This is a genomic window from Rhizobium herbae, assembly GCF_019511375.1.
In the GTDB taxonomy this organism is placed as follows: Bacteria; Pseudomonadota; Alphaproteobacteria; order Rhizobiales; family Rhizobiaceae; genus Pararhizobium; species Pararhizobium herbae_A.
On the sequence record NZ_JAEUAO010000001.1, the window covers coordinates 1,126,230 to 1,144,706 of the forward strand.

At 61.8% G+C, this 18,477-nt stretch carries 17 protein-coding genes; 11 read left to right on the forward strand and 6 right to left on the reverse strand.

Going from position 1 to position 18,477, the window contains the following annotated elements; translation table 11 throughout:
* The first annotated feature begins 38 nt into the window (after positions 1-38).
* On the forward strand, positions 39-1,112 hold the full coding sequence (locus JNB71_RS05485; protein WP_220370785.1) for a Gfo/Idh/MocA family protein: 1,074 nt from the start codon (positions 39-41) through the stop codon (positions 1,110-1,112).
* Here the strand turns inward: JNB71_RS05485 and JNB71_RS05490 are convergent.
* Both JNB71_RS05490 and JNB71_RS05495 read right to left on the reverse strand, forming a co-directional pair.
* Positions 1,097-2,251 carry a Gfo/Idh/MocA family protein gene (locus tag JNB71_RS05490; protein WP_220370786.1) on the reverse strand — a complete coding sequence of 385 codons (1,155 nt, stop codon included), beginning with the start codon at positions 2,249-2,251 and terminating at the stop codon, positions 1,097-1,099. The two genes, JNB71_RS05485 and JNB71_RS05490, sit on opposite strands and share 16 nt — an antisense overlap.
* Positions 2,248-4,521, reverse strand: coding sequence for a glycoside hydrolase family 9 protein (locus JNB71_RS05495; protein WP_220370787.1), 2,274 nt, complete (start codon positions 4,519-4,521; stop codon positions 2,248-2,250). The genes JNB71_RS05490 and JNB71_RS05495 overlap by 4 nt, the downstream gene beginning before the upstream one ends.
* 254 nt (positions 4,522-4,775) lie before the next feature.
* On the opposite strand from JNB71_RS05495, the gene JNB71_RS05500 reads away from it, so the two are divergent.
* From JNB71_RS05500 to JNB71_RS24785, 4 genes are all read left to right on the forward strand, one after another.
* Complete coding sequence (locus JNB71_RS05500) at positions 4,776-6,104, forward strand: aspartate aminotransferase family protein (protein ID WP_220370788.1); 1,329 nt, start codon at positions 4,776-4,778, stop codon at positions 6,102-6,104.
* Positions 6,105-6,383: 279 nt separating this feature from the next.
* Positions 6,384-7,490: a branched-chain amino acid ABC transporter substrate-binding protein gene (locus JNB71_RS05505; protein WP_220370789.1), complete on the forward strand. Its 1,107-nt coding sequence runs from the start codon at positions 6,384-6,386 to the stop codon at positions 7,488-7,490.
* Between the two features lie 183 nt (positions 7,491-7,673).
* On the forward strand, positions 7,674-9,371 hold the full coding sequence (gene ade / locus JNB71_RS05510) for an adenine deaminase (RefSeq protein WP_220370790.1): 1,698 nt from the start codon (positions 7,674-7,676) through the stop codon (positions 9,369-9,371).
* 291 nt (positions 9,372-9,662) lie between these two features.
* Positions 9,663-9,857, forward strand: a complete 195-nt coding sequence (locus JNB71_RS24785; RefSeq protein WP_431028324.1) for a hypothetical protein — start codon at positions 9,663-9,665, stop codon at positions 9,855-9,857.
* Here JNB71_RS24785 and JNB71_RS05515 read toward each other — a convergent pair.
* Positions 9,849-11,498, reverse strand: coding sequence for an alpha-glucosidase (locus tag JNB71_RS05515; RefSeq protein WP_220370791.1), 1,650 nt, complete (start codon positions 11,496-11,498; stop codon positions 9,849-9,851). The genes JNB71_RS24785 and JNB71_RS05515 overlap by 9 nt on opposite strands.
* Before the next feature lie 26 nt (positions 11,499-11,524).
* On the opposite strand from JNB71_RS05515, the gene JNB71_RS05520 reads away from it, so the two are divergent.
* The 5 genes from JNB71_RS05520 (at position 11,525) to JNB71_RS05540 (ending at position 14,463) form a co-directional block, all read left to right on the forward strand.
* Entirely contained in the window at positions 11,525-11,761 is a 237-nt protein-coding gene (locus tag JNB71_RS05520) for a hypothetical protein (protein WP_220370792.1), read from the forward strand.
* The gene (locus tag JNB71_RS05525) at positions 11,758-12,771 is read left to right on the forward strand and encodes an Ldh family oxidoreductase (RefSeq protein WP_220370793.1); all 1,014 of its coding nucleotides are present in this window, start codon (positions 11,758-11,760) and stop codon (positions 12,769-12,771) included. The genes JNB71_RS05520 and JNB71_RS05525 overlap by 4 nt, the downstream gene beginning before the upstream one ends.
* A gap of 66 nt (positions 12,772-12,837) precedes the next feature.
* Positions 12,838-13,758: a sugar kinase gene (locus tag JNB71_RS05530; protein ID WP_220370794.1), complete on the forward strand. Its 921-nt coding sequence runs from the start codon at positions 12,838-12,840 to the stop codon at positions 13,756-13,758.
* A 67-nt stretch (positions 13,759-13,825) separates the two neighbouring features.
* The gene (locus tag JNB71_RS05535) at positions 13,826-14,077 is read left to right on the forward strand and encodes a type II toxin-antitoxin system Phd/YefM family antitoxin (RefSeq protein WP_220370795.1); all 252 of its coding nucleotides are present in this window, start codon (positions 13,826-13,828) and stop codon (positions 14,075-14,077) included.
* Positions 14,074-14,463, forward strand: coding sequence for a type II toxin-antitoxin system VapC family toxin (locus JNB71_RS05540; protein ID WP_220370796.1), 390 nt, complete (start codon positions 14,074-14,076; stop codon positions 14,461-14,463). Before JNB71_RS05535 ends, JNB71_RS05540 begins: the two co-directional genes overlap by 4 nt.
* 15 nt (positions 14,464-14,478) lie before the next feature.
* On the opposite strand, the gene der is transcribed toward JNB71_RS05540, so the two are convergent.
* The 3 genes from der to JNB71_RS05555 form a co-directional block, all read right to left on the reverse strand.
* On the reverse strand, positions 14,479-15,903 hold the full coding sequence (gene der / locus JNB71_RS05545) for a ribosome biogenesis GTPase Der (protein WP_220370797.1): 1,425 nt from the start codon (positions 15,901-15,903) through the stop codon (positions 14,479-14,481).
* Between the two features lie 59 nt (positions 15,904-15,962).
* Positions 15,963-16,634, reverse strand: coding sequence for a tetratricopeptide repeat protein (locus JNB71_RS05550; RefSeq protein WP_220370798.1), 672 nt, complete (start codon positions 16,632-16,634; stop codon positions 15,963-15,965).
* A gap of 105 nt (positions 16,635-16,739) precedes the next feature.
* Positions 16,740-17,327, reverse strand: coding sequence for an NnrU family protein (locus JNB71_RS05555; RefSeq protein WP_220370799.1), 588 nt, complete (start codon positions 17,325-17,327; stop codon positions 16,740-16,742).
* A 137-nt stretch (positions 17,328-17,464) separates the two neighbouring features.
* Here JNB71_RS05555 and JNB71_RS05560 point away from each other — a divergent pair, with 137 nt between their 5' ends.
* Positions 17,465-18,475, forward strand: coding sequence for a polysaccharide deacetylase family protein (locus JNB71_RS05560; RefSeq protein WP_220370800.1), 1,011 nt, complete (start codon positions 17,465-17,467; stop codon positions 18,473-18,475).
* The last annotated feature ends 2 nt before the right edge of the window (positions 18,476-18,477 follow it).

Genomic DNA, 18,477 nt, shown 5'->3' on the forward strand with positions numbered 1-18,477 from the left:
TTACGCGACTTTGAGACTTGCCGTGCAGGATCGGCGTCATGAACACAACCTCTCAAAACCGGCTGTCGCGGCCCACGGTCAGGTGGGCGGTGCTCGGGACCGGTACCATTGCCTCCAGCTTTGCCCAAGATATCCGCTTGGTCGGGAATGCCGAGCTTGTTGCCGTGTGCTCGCGGACGGCCGAAGCAGCCGCCGCGTTCTCGCAGCGCGTTGGCGGGCTGCGAGTTCTCCCCAGTATCGAAGCCTTGGCAACTGACGCGCAAATAGACGCCGTCTATCTGGCAACGCCGAACACCGCCCATTTCGAACAGGCGCAATCACTGTTGCGCGCCAAAAAGCCAGTCCTTGTCGAAAAGCCGCTGGTGATGGCATCGGCAGAGGCAAGGCGTCTGGCCGAACTGGCCGGAGAAATGAAGACATTCGCCATGGAGGCTCTCTGGCCCGTGTTCCTGCCGGCGATCGACCGGCTGCGCAGCCTTATCGCCGACAACGCGATCGGTTCCGTCACCGGCATACGCGCGGAACTCGCCTATCTGAGAACTCCTGACCCGGACAGTCGCTTCTTCTCGAAAGCGCTCGGCGGCGGTTCGCTTTTTGACCTTGGCGTCTATCCCGTCGGGCTGACACTGGCCTTGTTCGGTTTTCCGCAGGCGGTGAGCGGGCGATGGCGCGCCGCACCCACGGGTGTCGACATGTCAGCCGAGATCCAACTGAACTATCAAGGTTTCAATGCCTCCCTCGCCTGCGCGTTCGATCGCAATGGCAGCAATCGCTTCATCATTGACGGTGACGAAGGAAGCCTGGTGATCGACGCGCCATTCCTGCGGGCAACCCGCATCATCGTCACGAGAAATTCGGTTGCCCGTCATCTGGCGATCCCGCCCGGCTCGAGCCGCCTGTCCCGCTTCGCCGGCAAGGTGGCCCACAGGCTGCCCCTGCCTGGCCTGACGGTCCACGATCATGATGTCCCCGGCAAGGGACTGCAATTCGAAGTCGAAGCGGCAAGCAAGGCCATCCTCGAGGGAAAATACGAGCATCCCTCAATGCCGCTGGGCGCAAGCATCGCGGCACTGGAAATCATCGAAACCGTGTTGGCTCAGCCGGCATCGTAGCCGCTCGGGGTGTGATCCCGCTTGCCGGCATTCAGCGCCAGAACGATATCCGTCAGGTGAAGCGCGGTCTCTCCGGAAAAGAATGGCTTGGCGCCTTGCCGGATCGCGTCGGCCTGCACGGCGATCCCGCGCATGAAATCGATCTGCGAGGGATAGGCCGGCAAAGCATTCTTCTGCGATGCACGCGGATAAGCGATCGGTTTGCCGGCAATCAGGCGAAACGCAAACTTCCGCTGAAACTGCCACTCCAGGCGATCGATCAGGCGATGAAGCAGCGGCCGTCGAGCGCCCGCGAGCTCGACATGGATGGGCGAGCGGTTATCCCATAGATCGCGCACAGCGATTGTGCCCTTGTCGCCAACGATCGTCAGCGAGCGATCGCGCGGCATGGCAAGTCCGCTGGTGAGACGGGCGACGAGCCCGGAGCGGAATGTCAGGCAGCCGACGGAAAAATCCGGCCCCAGCGCAAGATTTCCAGTACCCGGCCCCTTGTGGGGAAAGGTGAGCGCGGAAAACGCTGCGACTTTGGCCACTGGTCCGAACAGCGATACGAGCCAGCTTGTCGCATAGCCCGCATGTTCCAGGGTGCAGCCGATTTCGAATTCGTGAACCGCGGGCCATTTCGCACCGGACCGACTACGCCATTCCTGCCACTTGTCCAGGAAAACCGGACCGTCCTCCATTTCCGCGTAAGCGAGGCGCGGCGTGCCGATGATACCGGAGCTGAGGATTTCTGCGCAATGGGCCCGCGCATCGCTCAGCGCGTTGGCGGGCGCGCCGGCGAGCACCAATCCCTTTTCATTTGCCAGCTGGACCAGGTCCCGCGCATCTTCCACCGTCATCGCCAACGGCTTCTCGCAATAGACATGCTTGCCCGCGAGCAGCGCCGCCCTGTTGACGGCATGATGGCTCTCTGGCGGCGTCAGGTTGACGATGATGGCAATGGCAGGGTCCGCCAGTAGCTCCGCTTCGGACGCATAGGCGCGGACGTTCCAATAGCTGCGGAACTGCTGCAGCCGGGCAGCGTCGATGTCCCAAACGCCGTCCAGCCGCAATTGCGGATGATTTGCCAGCGTTGTCATGTAGTAATCGGCGACGAAACCGGTGCCGATGAAGGCGATGCCTGTCTGTCCACTCATCGCGCATCCGCCAGGAAAGAGGCGATATAGACCAGCGGCGCATTCCAATTGATAGCCATTTCGTTGGCCCCCCAGGCCATGATGTCATCGACAAAGCAAGTCTGCGGCGCGCAGCCCTTGAGCCTGGCCTTCGAGACGTCATCGACCAGCGTCGAATTCGGTCCGCCGGCCAGTGTCCCGACTGGCGGGTTGGGCAGTGTGTCATCCACCTGATGGGCATACCAACGGCTATGCTGGTTCTTCGCAAAGACGCTGCCATAGCCGGTGACATAGGACGTGTTCATCGCATTGCGCCCGAAGATGTAATCCATGCTCTCGCGCACGCCATCGAGGAACCGCTTTTCGCCTGTCAGGTCATACCCCGCCGAGACGACGATCATGTTTTGCAGGATGAGCTGGTTGGATCCCCAGTCATACCGGTTGTTGGCGGGCCGATAGATGTGCCCGAAGGGCTCCGTCTTCTGCAGGCCGAGGAAGCTTTTCGCAGCCGCGACGACGGAACCGCGGATCATCGTCCTGTCCCTCTCCGGCAGGATGTCGCCATAGAGCGCCAGATCGAGACGGCCAAGGCCGGCCACGCTGCGCCAGTTGAACGCGCCGGTGGCCGGAAAGACCGGCCCAGCCCAATAGACCGAGGTCTTCAGGTCTGAAAGATACTCGGCTTCGCCGGTAGTCAGGTAGAGTTCCGCTGCGGCCCAATAGGTTTCGTCTGCAATATCCGTGTCGTCGTAATCGCCGCCGCCCTGCAGGCCATCCGACCTCGGCGCATGGAGCACCGGATTGGCGGCGGCGGCGAGCCGCGCCTTTTTTGCGGCAGCCAGCAGCTTTTCAGCGAACGCCGCGTCGTAGGGCGCAAACAGCCGGGCGCCCTGCGCTGCCGCCGCCGCAAGGTTAAGCGTTGCGGCAGTCGAAGGGCGATGCAAGGCCCGCTCTTCCGGATCCAGATGCGGCAGCATTGGCACGCCGGTCCATTTCGTGTCGTGCACCTTGTGATGCGCCATGCCGGCCAAGGGCTGGCCGTCCGGTACCGTCATCTTCATCAGGAATTCGAGTTCCCAGCGAGCCTCGTCGAGAATATCGGGGATGCCGTTTCCGTTTTCCGGAATGCGCGACAGGCTGTCGCTGATCACCGGCGAAGCCCCCTTTCCGTAGATCAAACCGCGTTCAAATGTGCCGAGAAGCTGCGCCGCCGCAATACCGCCGTTGACCACGTATTTGCCCTGGTCGCCGGCGTCGTACCAGCCACCGGAGACGTCGAGCTTATAGTCGCAGGTCCAGTCATTGCCGTAGAGTTCCGCGGCCACCTTCCCGGTCAGGCACGTCACCCGTCTGTCGCCCTCATTGGGACTTGCCTGATCATGACCTGCCGGCCGGGCATAGGCCTCTCCGGCAATATCGCCCTTGATCTCGATGCCGCTGCGCTGCGGATAGAACCAGGAGAGCGCATCGACGCGCAATTTGCCGTAGACGTCATGGCCGACCGAAAAGGGATGGCTCTGCCTTCCGCCGACAACCACGCGGTAGCCCTCGCCGGCTGTCGCGAAGGTGGAAAAATCGACGATCTGCGTATCGGCTCCAACCGTTTCATCGAAACCGGCTGGCGAAGTCATGCCCTCGCCAACCACCATCCCCTGCGCGTCCTCAAGCTTGAATGCCAGCGGTTTGGCGGCCTCTGACAGAATTGTCGCCCGCTTCGGCCCATCGAGGAAATAACCGGCCTGGTTGACGAGGGCTGGCAGGCCGCGTGCCACCTTTTTTACCGCCACAGTCTCTTCGCGCGTGGCTTGGCTGATCACCACGTCATCGAGGCAAAGCTGCCAGGGCCTTTCGGCGCCGCCGAGATGGAAAATGATCTGCGCAGGTTCAGCTTCGGTCGCCCCGAAAACCGTTGAAAACCCCTCTTGCCCGGCCTGGGTTCCGACGTTGAACGTTGCCTGTGCCGTCCACGGCTCGGCACTGCGCTGGATCAGCACGGGGAAAATCCGCTCCTCGTTGGCCTCGGTCGTCATCTTCAGGCGATAGGACGTGCCGACGGCAAATTGCAGGTCGTTGACGCCGAGCAAGCGGTCCCATGGCTCCCCCCCGGCTTCGATATCGGCACATAATTTTCCGCGCTCGCGCGAAAGCGCGACGCCGCCGGCTGCCCAGAAGCCGTCCTTACCCTTTTCAAAAGTGCCGTCGGCAATCATGTCGGCTGCATAGCCCGGCGCCGTAAGGGCGACGACAAGCGCAAGCGCCAGACCGGCCGGAAGTTTTGGCAAGATTTCCATCCTGAGCCCAGGTTTCGGGAACGCGGCGTCACTCTCCGGCAAACAGGTTAAACTTCAGAAAATGCAGCGCAACAAGTCTTGCCTCGGCGGTCTGCGAACGAAGAACCCGTGGCCTCCTTGCAGCCATGAAACGCGTCTGGCCGTATCGGACCAAGGCTTGACGCTGAAAGGCGCCCTGATAGTTTGACCATCAGGTAAAGATTCCGCTTCATCCACCTGGATTTAGCCGCCGAAAAAACGCCACGGAGTACACGATGTCGAACCGCCTTAACGCCACGCCCAACGATCTGCGCGCCTTCTGGATGCCGTTCACGGCCAACCGGCAGTACAAGAAAGAACCGCGCATGTTCGTCAAGGCGAAGGACATGCACTACACGACCCATGACGGCCGGCAGGTGCTGGACGGCACGGCGGGCCTGTGGTGCGTCAACGCCGGTCACTGTCGGCCGCTGATCACCGAAGCCATTCAGCAACAGGCGGGTGAACTCGACTACGCGCCGGCTTTCCAGCTTGGCCATCCCAAGGCCTTCGAGCTGGCCAACCGCCTGATCGACATTGCGCCAGACGGCATGGAACACGTCCTTTACACCAACTCCGGCTCGGAATCGGTGGAAACCGCGCTGAAGGTGGCGCTCGCCTATCACAAGGTAAAGGGTAATGGCTCGCGCACCCGCCTGATCGGCCGTGAACGCGGCTATCACGGCGTCAACTTCGGCGGCATTTCCGTCGGCGGCATTGTTGCCAACCGCAAGATGTTCGGTACGCTGCTGACCGGTGTCGATCACCTGCCGCACACCCACCTTCCTGAAAAGAACGCCTTCACCAAGGGCGAGCCGCAACACGGCGCCGATCTTGCCACGGAACTGGAACGTATCGTCACGCTGCATGACGCATCGACCATTGCCGCGGTCATCGTCGAGCCGGTCGCGGGCTCGACCGGCGTGCTCATCCCGCCCAAGGGCTACCTGCAGAAGCTGCGCGACATCTGCACCAAGCACGGCATCCTCTTGATCTTCGATGAGGTCATCACCGGCTATGGCCGCTTGGGCACGCCGTTCGCAGCCCAGTATTTCGACGTGAAGCCGGACATGATCGTTACCGCCAAGGGCCTGACCAACGGCGTCATTCCGATGGGTGCCGTCTTCGTCACCTCGGAAATCCACGACGCCTTCATGAGCGGCCCGGAGCACATGATCGAGTTCTTCCACGGCTACACCTATTCCGGCAATCCGATTGCCTGTGCCGCCGCTCTCGGCACGCTCGACACCTACCGCGACGAGGGTCTTTTGACACGCGGAGCCGAGCTCGCTCCCTACTGGGCCGACGCGCTGCATTCGCTGAGGGACTGCCCCAACGTCATCGACATCCGCAATATCGGCCTGATCGGCGCCATCGAGCTTGCACCGATTGCCGGCGAGCCGACCAAGCGTGCCTTCTCAGCTTTCCTGAAGGCCTATGAGAGCGGCTATCTCATCCGCACCACCGGCGATATCATCGCGCTTTCGCCGCCACTGATCATCACGAAGGCGCAGATCGACGAGTTGATCGACGGCATCCGCAAGGTATTGCAGTCCAACATCTGACTGAACAATATTTAGTCATTTCTTACACTAAGCACGGGCCGGAACTAACGTTCCGGCCCGTTTCTGCGCGACTACTGTATAAATTCTGCGCACATTGCTCAAAAATCCACCTTGCGGAATTGTCCAGTGGCTCCTAAACGCTAGATCATTGGAGTCTACCCGTCCGCCAGAGACGGAAACCCAATGGGCTCGACTTACTTGACGGAGGCACCAGGCCTGCGTCGAAGAATGGCGATTGTGCCGGCATGCGGGGAAGCAACGCATCCAAGGAGAAACACGATGAATTTCAAGACACTGACGGGCGCCACCCTTGCCGCCACGCTGGCTTTTGCGCCGCTCGCCCATGCCGAGATCGTGATCGGCCTGATCGCTCCCCTGACCGGACCGGTCGCGGCCTACGGCGATCAGGTAAAGAACGGCGCTGAGGTCGCGGTCGCTGAGATCAACAAGAATGGCGGCATTCTTGGCGAACAGGTGGTGCTGAAGCTCGCCGACGACGCTGGCGAACCGAAGCAGGGCGTTTCGGCCGCAAACCAGATCATCGCGGAGGGCATCCGCTTTGTCGTCGGTCCGGTCACCTCCGGCGTTGCCATGCCGGCATCCGATGTTCTCGCCGAAAACGGCATTCTGATGGTGACGCCGACGGCAACGACCCCTGATCTGACGAAGCGTGGCCTTGCCACGGTCCTGCGCACCTGCGGCCGCGACGACCAGCAGGCCGAAGTGGCCGCAGCCTATGTGCTGAAGCAGTTCAAGGACAAGCGCATCGGCATCCTCAACGACAAGGGCGCTTACGGCAAGGGCCTCGCCGACGCCTTCAAGGCAACGCTGAACGCCGGCGGCGTCACCGAGGTCTTCAACGACGCGCTGACGCCCGGCGAGAAGGATCTGAGCGCGCTCACCACTCGCCTGAAAGCGGAGAAGGTCGATGTGCTCTATTTCGGCGGCTACCATCCGGAGGCCGGGCTGCTGGTTCGCCAGCTTCACGACATCTCCGCCAGCATCCAGCTCATCGGCGGTGACGGCCTCTCCAACAGCGAATTCTGGAGCATCGGCACCGATGCGGCTGCAGGGACTGTGTTCACCAACGCCGCAGACGCTCTGAAGAGCGAGAATTCGAAGGCGGCGGTGGCCGCTCTCGAAGCGGCAAAAATCCCCGCTGAGGCCTTCACCCTCAACGCCTATGCCGCCGTCGAAGTGATCAAGGCCGGCATTGAGAAGGCTGGAAGCGCAGACGATGCGAGCGCCGTCGCAACTGCCCTGAAAACCGGCGAGCCGATCACGACCGCCATCGGCAACCTCACCTATGGCGAGACCGGCGACCTGACGTCGCCGAGCTTCTCGCTCTACAAGTGGGAAAACGGCAAGATCGTCTCTGCCGAATGATTGGAATGGCCACCAACGGGATCGGGCGCTGCGGCGCCCGTTTTCCTTTTGGGCACCGTACACTGTGGGAAGTCCACTGACGCAGGCACCAATTTGTTGCCGTCTGCTATGCAATGTCGACTGCCAGCGGCTATGCTGGCAGCGAGCCGATCGCGGCCAGGGATTGAAGAGACAGGATCCACCATGAGCGAAAGACTTGAAAAACTGATCGACCAGGGTACAGGCCGCGCGCCTGCCGATGTCGTGCTCAAAGGCGGTCGCTTCTTCGACCTCGTAACGGGCGAACTTGTTTCGTCCGACATCGCCATTTGCGGCGACCGGATCGCCGGGACCTGCGGAAGCTATAAAGGCATCACGGAAATCGACATTTCCGGCAAGATCGTCGTTCCCGGCTTCATCGATACGCACCTGCATATCGAGTCCTCGCTGGTGACGCCGCATGAATTCGATCGCTGCGTCCTGCCCTACGGCGTGACCACGGTGATCTGCGATCCACATGAGATCGCCAATGTGCTCGGCACCGAGGGCATCCGGTTCTTCCTCGACTCGGCCCTTGAGACGATCATGGATATCCGCGTCCAGCTCTCGAGCTGCGTGCCGGCGACCCATCTGGAGACCTCCGGCGCCAACCTGCCGATCGAGAAGCTGCTGCCGTTCCGCGACCACGAGAAGGTCATTGGACTTGCGGAATTCATGAATTTTCCCGGAGTCATCCACAAGGATCCGGTCTGCCTCGCCAAGCTCGAAGCGTTTCAGGACGGCCATATCGACGGCCATGCGCCACTGCTGCGCGGGATGGACCTGAACGGCTATCTTTCCACCGGCATTCGCACCGACCATGAATGCACCACGGCAGACGAAGCGCTCGAGAAGATCCGCAAGGGTATGCACATTCTGGTGCGCGAAGGCTCCGTCTCCAAGGACCTGCATGCGCTGATGCCGATCATCACCGAACGCCTGTCACCGTTCCTGGCGCTATGCACCGATGACCGCAATCCGCTCGATATCGCCGAACAGGGCCATCTCGACTACATGATCCGCGAAGCGATCGCGCAAGGGGTCGAGCCGCTGGCCGTCTACCGCGCTGCCTCGATTTCGGCGGCGCGCGCCTTCGGACTTCGCGACCGCGGATTGGTGGCGCCGGGCTGGCGCGCCGATCTTGTCGTGGTCGACAGTCTTGAAAACTGCAAGGCGGAGCGGGTCTTCGCTGCAGGCCGTCTCGTCACCGATGAACTGTTCGCCACCCGCCGCCCGGTTGCTCCCGTGGGGCTCGACAGCGTCAAGGCAGGCCGTGTCAACGCCGCCGATTTCGGCGTACCCTATGCCGAGGGGGAGACCTCGGTGATCGGCGTGCTGCCGGGCAAGATCATCACAGAGCACCGGCGCTTCAAGCTGCCAACGTCCGGCAATCAGGCGGGCGTCGACCTCGGCCGCGACATCATCAAGGTCGCGGTCATCGAGCGCCACGGCGTCAACGGCAATCACGCCAACGGCTTCGTCCAGGGCTTTGGGCTGAAGAAGGGCGCGATCGCCTCGACCGTTGGCCATGACAGCCACAATATCTGCGTCGTCGGCGTCAACGAGGACGATATGGCGCTCGCCGCAAACCGGCTGGGCGAGATCAAGGGCGGCTTCGTCGTCGTCGAGGATAGCAGGGTGACCGGCGAGATCGCCCTGCCCGTTGCAGGCCTGATGAGCCTTGAACCCTATGAAAGCGTGCGCGACACGCTGCACCACCTGCGCGAGGCCGCCTTCGCTCTCGGCGCAACACTACAGGAGCCGTTCCTGCAACTCGCATTCCTGCCCCTGCCGGTCATTCCCCATCTGAAGATTTCGGATATGGGACTGGTGGATGTCGACAAGTTTGCGCTGATCGGGTGACCAACAATTTTATCTTGGAATAGCTGTCCGGCCCGCCTAAATTAATACTGACAGGAGTTAGCCAAATCCGTATCGGAACTTGGGCCGGAGGAGTTGCGAGAGTTTGCCGCGTGGTTTGACACACTCCAGGCCGAGCGTTGGGACATCCAGTTCGAACAGGATGCCAAAAGCGGCGCCCTGGACGCTTTGGCAGACAATGCTCTTTCTGATTTCAAAGCCGGCCGGTCTCGCAGCCTTTGAAACATCACGCCACAGCAGCGTTCTGGCAAGCATATGAATCATTGCCAGCGCATGTTCAGGAACTGGCCGACCGCAACTTCGAAAAGCTCAAATCGGATTCCCCAATCCCTACATTTCAAGCAAGCCGGTCGCTTCTGGTCTGTCAGGATTGGTTCGTCGTGGCGCGCGCTTGCCGTGCGTGACGGCGATAACCTCATCTGGTTCTGGATCGGTTCGCACGCACACTATGACAAACTGCTAAAGTGAAATCCGCCCGCAAAACGCATCCAGCGCCTCAAGCAGAATGTCGCCGTCGACCACCTTTGGTGCGAACCCTGGCATCGGCAAAACCTCGCCAACCCTAACTCCGCTCGGCAGTTGAACCGCCTGCGGCCCGCGACGCAAGTTGAAGACGAACAACAGCTTCTCCCTGCCCTTTTCCCGTGTAAACGCCAGAATGTCCTGGTTGGTTTCTAGGAAAGTCATGCTGCCGTCCAGCAGGGATGCGTGCTTCTTTCGAAAAGCGAGCGTCTGCCGGTAGTGGGCAAGAACCGAATCCGTCACCGTTTCCTGCTGGTCGACGGCCAGCGGGCGGTGTGCAATTGGAACCGGCAACCACGGCCTGGCAGTCGAAAACCCCGCATGGGGCGCCTCCTTCTCCCAGACCATCGGGGTGCGGCACCCGTCCCGCCCCTTGAAGGCCGGCCAGAAGCGGATACCGTAGGGATCGCGCAGGTCCGCCAGTTCGAGTTCCGCCTCCGGCAGTGCCAGCTCCTCGCCCTGATAGAGGCATATCGAACCGCGAAGCGCGGCAAGAACGGAGATCGCGAGCTTTGCCACGCGGCTGCGTTCCTCCTCGGTCTGCACGAAACGGCTGGCATGGCGGGTAACGTCGTGGTTGGAAAAGGCCCAGCAGACCCAGCCATCGGTGACGGCGTCCTGAAAGGCCTGAACGCAGCGGCGAATATGGGTCGCGGTAAAATCCGGCCCCAGCAGGTCGAAGGTGTAGCACATGTGCAGCTTGTCGCCGCCGCCGGTATAGGCCGCCACCGTCTTCAGCGACCGCGCCCCATCGCCCACTTCACCAACCGACGCACGATCGCCGAACTCATCGAGCAGGGCGCGGAAGCGCTGCAGGAAGCCGATATTTTCCGGCTGCGTCTTGTCGTAGAGATGGTTCTGCATGCCGTACGGATTGACGTCTGGCGCATCGAGGCCGATCGCATCCTCGTCATAAACCAGCGGCGGGTTGTCTCGCAGTTCCTTGTCGTGGAAGTAGAAGTTGACCGTATCGAGCCGGAAACCGTCAACGCCGCGTTCCAGCCAGAAGCGGACGGTTTCCAGCAATGCCTCCTGGACGTCAGGGTTGTGAAAATTGAGATCAGGCTGCGATCCCAAAAAATTGTGCATGTAATACTGCTTGCGCACGCCGTCCCATTCCCAGGCCGGACCGCCGAAGATCGATAACCAGTTGTTCGGCGCGGTGCCGTCCGGTTTCGGATCCGCCCACACGAACCAGTCGGATTTCGGATTGGTGCGGTCCGAACGGCTTTCCTTGAACCACGGATGCTGGTCGGACGTGTGCGAAATGACCTGGTCGATGATGACCTTCAGGCCCAGTTCGTGGGCTCTTTGCAGCATGGCGTCGAAGTCGGCGAGCGTGCCGAACATCGGATCGACGTCGCAGTAGTCGGAGACGTCATAGCCCATGTCGGCCATCGGCGATGTGAAGAACGGCGACAGCCAGATGGCATCGACGCCGAGGCTGGCGATATAGGGCAGCCTTAGCATCACCCCCTTCAAATCGCCGACGCCGTCGCCCCGCGTATCCTGAAAGGAGCGCGGATAGACCTGATAGATCACCGCGCCGCGCCACCAATCGGGATTGGACTTCAAGGGAGATGCCATCAAGAGACTCCGCGATCGCGAGGAACATGCCGGAAGATGTATCGTCGCAGAAAGAGCGAGTAAACGGCATTCCCCGCCGTCTGGGGAGATTGACGGGCCGTGGTGCAAAAATGATGATGGGTTCCCGCCAGCCACACCAAGCGGAGAAGCCAGTGCAGCGTCCGTTTCCGAACATCCTGGTGCCGATCCGGGAGCGCCGCCAAGCCCGCATGATCTTCGGCAGCCTGTCCGTTCATGACGAAGCAACCCTGGAGATGAGATGAGCGAGAAGTGGATCTCATTCAGCTTTGCCCATGCACTCGAATTCGCCGTTGCAGCACTCCTTGGAGCCGGAGCGAGCCCGGCCATGGCCGCATCTCTTGCCCGCGCCACGGTGGACGCCGACGCGCGCAGCCCGACGGCTGTCGGCTTTTCCCATCTCGTCGACTATCTCGACAGTCTGGTCGCCGGCCGCATCAACAACAAGGCCGAACCCAAGCGGACAGACCCCGCCCCCGCCCTGATCCGGGTGGATGCCGATGGCGGTATTGCGCAGCTGGGTTTCGACCTCGCCTTTGACGATCTGACCGACAAGGCCAGGACCTACGGCATTGCACTTTTTGCCCAATTCAACAGCTTTACATCCGGCGAACTCGGGGACTATGTCTTCCGGCTGGCGCAACAGGGCCTCGTTGGCCTGGCCGCCACCAACGGTCCCGCGCTGATTGCCGGGTCCGGCAGCGCAAAACCGGTCTATTGCACCAACCCGCTCGCCTTCGCAGCCCCCCGCAGGAATGATGCGCCGCTCCTCATCGACCAATCCTCCAGCGCCACCGCTTTCGCCAGGGTTCGCGAGGCGGCGGCACGCGGTGAACCGATCCCGGCAGGCTGGGCGGTCGACGCGACAGGGCACCCGACAACCGATGCGACGGAGGCCATGAGTGGCGCGATGCTTGCCTTTGGCGGTGCACGCGGCGCCAATATCGCATTGATGGTCGAGGTATTGGCGGCGGGTCTGAGCGGCGCCAACTGGTCGCTCGATGCGCCGGATTTCATGAGCGGCGACAGGACGCCCGGCAGCGGCCTCACAGTTATCGCCATCGCCCCCGCTCTGCTCGACGGAGACTTTGAAGACCGGCTCGCCGCGCAGTTGCAGCGGCTTTCAGACGGCTACGGCGTCCATATCCCCGGCGTCTCGAAATTCGCGGCCCTGAACCGCTCACGCGAGGACGGCATCCGCTTGCCTTCCGCGCTGGTAAGCCGTATCTCGGCTTTCGCAAGAAGGCGCGACTAAAGCGCCGCGCCCCGAACGGCGCGCAAAGGACGCTTTGGAACGTGAGAAACTGGGCGGGAGGATTTCATGGCAGGCAGGCTGCTTTCGATCGGCGAATGCATGGTGGAACTGATGCAGGCCGAGGGTGATCTCCTGCGCAAGGGCTATGCCGGCGACAGCTTCAATACCGCTTATTACGCCCGGCTGTTCCTGCCTGGGGACTGGTCCGTCGATTATTTCACGGCGGTCGGCACCGATGCGATCTCCGACGAGATGCTTGCCTTCATCGAAAAGACCGGCGTCGGCACCGGTTACATCCGATGCATCGAGGGACGTACGCCCGGGCTCTATATGATCCACCTGAAGGACGGCGAACGCAGCTTTTCCTACTGGCGCTCGGTCTCCGCCGCCAAGCTGCTTGCCGACGACGCCGACCACCTGCGTGAGGCCGCCGAAGCCTCCGATATCCTCGTCTTTTCTGGCATCACGCTGGCCATTCTTGCGCCGAACGCCGTCGAGACGCTGCTCTTGGAACTGCGCCGCGCCAAGGCGGCCGGCAAGCTCGTGGTGTTCGATCCCAATATCCGCCCGCGCCTGTGGGACGACAAGACCCGCATGCTGGAAACCATCTCCGCAGGCGCCCGCGCGTCCAGCCTGGTCATGCCGAGTTTCGACGATGAAGCCGCCCATTTCGGCGACGCCGATATTGCGGCTACAATCGCGCGATATCGCAGTCTCGGTGTGGCGAATGTCGTCGTCAAGGATGGGCCGAACGGCGTGACCCTGAGCTTCGGCGACAGCAAAACCGAGTTCGTCCCCTCGGCCAAGGTGGAGAAAATCGTCGATACGACCAGCGCCGGCGACAGCTTCAACGGCGCGTTCCTTTCCCGCTACGCCCTTGACGGCGATCCTGTCGCGGCGGCCCGGTTCGCTGCGCAGACCGCGGCCGCAGTCATTCAGCATCACGGCGCCCTGGTCGCCAGGGACAAGCTGGAAGCCCTGTTCTAAATCGCGGCATTTGCAATTCGCCGCGCCAAATACTATCCTTAGCTAAGTTTAGCCAAGGATCCGACCGATGACCACGGTAAACATGCTGGAAGCGAAAACCCGGCTTTCCCAGCTTGTCAGCGCCGTCGAGGACGGAACGGAAAGCGAAATCGTCATCGCCCGAGATGGCAAGCCGGCGGCGAGACTGGTGCCGATCGTCAAAGAAAAAGAGCCACGGCGCCTGGGATTGCTTGAAGGACAATTTCCGGAGATGTCGCTGGAAGACTTCAACGCGCTGGATGAGGATGTGGCCAAACTCTTCAGTGTAGAAGCCGAATGAGGTTGCTCCTCGACACCCATGTCGCAATATGGAGTTTGACTGATACCCGCAAACTTCCCGCCGAACTGCTCGCCATGATCGCAAACAGGGACAACGAGGTTTTCGTTTCAGCCGCGAGTATCTGGGAAATCGCGATCAAGTTCTCCCTGCGACGCGCCGGCGCGCCTCCTTTCGACGGGGAGGATGCTGTTCGGCATTTCAAGACTGTCGGATACAGTTTTCTCGACATTTCGGTCGCGCATGCGGCCGCGAGCGGACATCTAAAAACAGTTCATGCTGATCCGTTCGACCGCCTGCTGATTGCGCAGGCGGTGACGGAACCGCTAACCTTGATCACACGTGACAGCAAGGTCGCGGATTACAGTCCAACGTTCATCACATGGTAAGCTCAAGTCAGCCGATCATTTCCGCTTCTTGCGGTTCTCGAACGGATTTTCCGATGCCCTCAGATGGATGCGGATCGGCACGCCGGGCATCTGGAAATCGTTTCGCAGGCCGTTGGTCAGGTAGCGGATATAGCTTTCCGGCACGGCTTCGGGGCGAGTGCAGGAAATCATGAAGCCCGGCGGACGGGCTTTCACCTGGGTCATGTATTTCAGCTTCAGGCGGCGGCCCGACACGGCCGGCGGCGGATGCTGCACCTGCTGATGATCCAGCCAGCGGTTGAGCTTGGCGGTCGAAATGCGGCGGTTCCAGACCTTGTCGGTATCGATGATCGACTGCATCAGCTTGTCGAGGCCGTAACCCGTCTGGCCGGAAATCGGCACCGCACGGATGCCGCGGGCCTGCGGCAACAGGCGCTCGGTCTTTTCTCTAAGATCGGCAAGCAACGCCTGCGGGTCTTCCACCAGGTCCCACTTGTTGAAGGCGAGGATCGGCGCGCGACCTTCACGGATCACCAGATCCGCAAGCTGCAGATCCTGCTTTTCGAAGGGGATGGTCGCATCGAAGACGATGACGACGGCTTCGGCAAAGCGGATGGAGCGCAGGCTGTCGGCGACGGAGAGCTTCTCCAGCTTTTCCTGCACCCGCGCCTTCTTGCGCATCCCGGCGGTGTCGAACATCTTGATCGTGCGACCGCGCCAGTCCCATTCGACCGAAATGCTGTCGCGGGTAATGCCGGCCTCAGGACCGGTCAGCAGGCGGTCTTCGCCGAGAAAGCGGTTGATCAGCGTCGACTTGCCGGCATTCGGACGGCCGATGATCGCCACCCGCAAAGGCTTGGTGTCGTCATATTCCGGCTCGAAGTCCTCGTCGTCTTCCGCCTCCTCACCACCGCGAAGGTCGACATCGGTCTCGGCTTCGTCGATTTCCGGCGGGAAAGCGCGGTCCTCGCCGAGCGCTTCGACGATTGCATCGCGCAGATCGATCATGCCTTGGCCGTGCTCCGCCGAGATGGCGACCGGCTCGCCGAGGCCCAGCGTGAAGGCGTCGTAGTAACCGCCGTCCGAGCCCTTGGCCTCGGATTTGTTGGCAACCAGCACCACCGGCTTGCCGCGACGGCGCAGCATCTCGCCGAGCGTCTCGTCGGCCGGGGTCAAACCATGTTTGGCGTCGACGACGAAAAGCGTCAGGTCAGCCTCTGCGATCGCCGCCTCCGTCTGCGCCCACATGCGCCCCTGCAGGGTCTCGGGCCCCGACTGCTCGAGGCCGGCGGTATCGATGATGGTGAAGCGCAGGTCCACGAGCTTGGCGTCGCCCGGCCGCCGGTCGCGGGTAACGCCCGGCGTATCATCGACAAGCGCCAGCTTCTTGCCAACCAGACGGTTGAACAGCGTGGATTTGCCGACATTGGGGCGCCCGACGATGGCGACGGTGAAGTTCATCAAGTTATCCTGTCTTCTTCAGAGCATCATGCCCTGGCACTTGTTTTTGAAACGTCCGGTCAGGCCGCCTTGCCGCTGGCGGCGATCAGGTCGAGCAGCATCTGGGCGCGGTTCGCCAGATTGCGCGGGGTTTCGGCATCATCGACGATCTGCTGGAACCACGTCTTTGCCTTTGCCATGTCGCCGGCCTTGTAGGCTGAGAGCCCGAGGGCTTCGCGAGCGGAATGGCGCATGCCGTTACCCGGGACGGCGAGCTGCTCGGCTTCGGCCGAAACCTGCTCATAGGTGCCGGTATCGATCAGCAGATAGGCCGCACGCATCCGGGCCGCATCGCGCATCGCCTGTGGCAGGCTGGCATCCTTGGCAATGTCGGAGAAGGCCTGAACGGCAGCGGCGACGTCACCCTTCTGCGCGGTAAGCGTCGCCGCCCGCATCCTTGCCAGCACCGGATAGGCGCCGTAGCCTTCCTTCTCGAGTGCCGTCAGCGCCGCCAGAGCCTCGTCGGCCTTGTTTTCCTTGGAGAGCGTCAGGGCAGCCAGAAACTGGTCGCCCGACTGAGAGGCCGAAGTCTCGTGCCAGTATTCGTAACCCACCTTGCCGATGGTGCCGAGAACGATGAGGATGGCGATCCCGATGATGAGGCCGCCGAAGCGCGTCCAGACGGCCTTGACCTGCTCGGAGCGCAATTCTTCGTTGACCTCGCGGATAAAGCTGTCGTCCTGGTTCGCCATTTCCTGTTCCGGTTGCCCGGCCTTCCCTGCAAAGATGAAAGTAAGATTGCGCGCTTCTAGCGTATTTTGAGGCTGTTGTAAGGGGGCACGCGCATTTAGCCCTGTTTAGCCCATCACAATCGGGGCAACGCCGATCAGCCACTCGTGCAATCTCCAGATAAACAGGCCGTAGGCGACAGCACCGATGACTACCGCCAGCAGGTCGTTGGACGTGGAACGAAAGACCGGCAGCACCTTTTCGCCTGCCCGCTCCCGCCGCTTCAGCGAGATGCGCAGAATGACCGCCCAGGCCAGGAACGAGCCGAACAGCAATACCGAAGAGGTCTCGCCATTGGCAAGCAGATGGGCGAGCGCCCAGATCTTGATAGACAGGACCTGCGGATGCTTGACCGCGACGGCGATGCGGCCTGCCGGCAGAAAGCCGGCGGCGAGACAGATGAAGGCAAGCAACATCAAGAGCAGCGAAATGTGCGTCAGGAAGACCGGCGGGGTATAGAGCACGCCGGTGACCGCCCTTGCCTCACCGAAGCCGTAGATGATCAGCAGCAGGCCGACGAGGCTGATGGCCGTATAAATGCCCAGCCAGGCGCCCTTGCCCTGGCGCTCGATGACCGAGGCACGCAGGCCAGGTGCCACGACGCGCACGAGATGCATGCCGAGAAAGATGACGATGCCCAGAAGAAGAAGTGTCATGAAGCCCATCCGCCGTTTGTGAGATTTTCTGCCTCTTCGCATAGCCGGATCGGAGGCAAGATTCCAGCGCGATCAAAGGATTGCCTTATTCATGAGGCAGGGGTCGCAACTCCGCATCCGCCCTCCAAGGTTTCCGCATGCCCAGATCTTCCGCCGCTCCCGGCCTCGCTCTCGTATTGGCGCTGGTTCCCGCCCTCGCCCATGCGGTACAACCACCGGCTCCGCCAGCCCGAAAACAGCTCGTCATCATTTCCTTCGACGGCGCCCACGATAACAGGCTCTGGGAAAAGAGCCTGGAGATGGGCAAGCGGACGGGGGCGCATTTCACCTACTTTCTCTCCTGCACCTTCCTGATGACGAAAGCGGAAGGCGGCAAGACTTACCAGGCGCCCGGACAAAAGGCCGGACGCTCCAATGTCGGCTTTGCCCTAAGCCGCGAGGAAATACAGGCTCGCGTGCGCCACATCTGGCAAGCGCACCAAGCCGGTCACGATATCGGCAGCCACGCCTGCGGCCATTTCGACGGCAAGGGCTGGAGCGCGGCCGATTGGAAACGGGAATTCACCGCCTTCCACACCGCGCTCTTGAACGCCTGGAAGGCCGGTGGCATCGAAACCGAAGAACCTGAGGGCTGGGCCGATTTCGCCGCAAATGACATCAAGGGATTTCGCGCGCCCTATCTCTCCCTAAGCGACGGCCTACTGCCCGCGCTGAAAAAGGCCGGCTTCACCTATGATGCCAGCCTCGTGACCAAAGGCCCCGGCTGGCCTTCGGACGCGGACGGCATGCCGCGTTTCGGCCTGCCGCTCATTCCCGAGGGGCCGCAGCAGCGCCGGGTGATCGGCATGGACTACAATCTCTTCATCCGCCATTCGATGGGCGTGGAAAACCGCAAGGACAGCGCCGCCTTCGAAGAGCGCGCGATCGAGGCCTACCGGAACGCCTTTGACGCGCAATACCAGGGCGGCCGCGTGCCGCTGCAACTCGGTTTCCACTTCGTCGAGATGAATGGCGGCGCCTATTGGCGCGCGCTCGACCGGTTCCTGACCGAGACCTGCGGCAAGCCCGACGTTGCCTGTGTCAGCTACGCCGAGGCGTTGCCGCTGATCGCCAACGAGAAGAAGGCGGCCGCAGCCGCCTCCCAATAGTT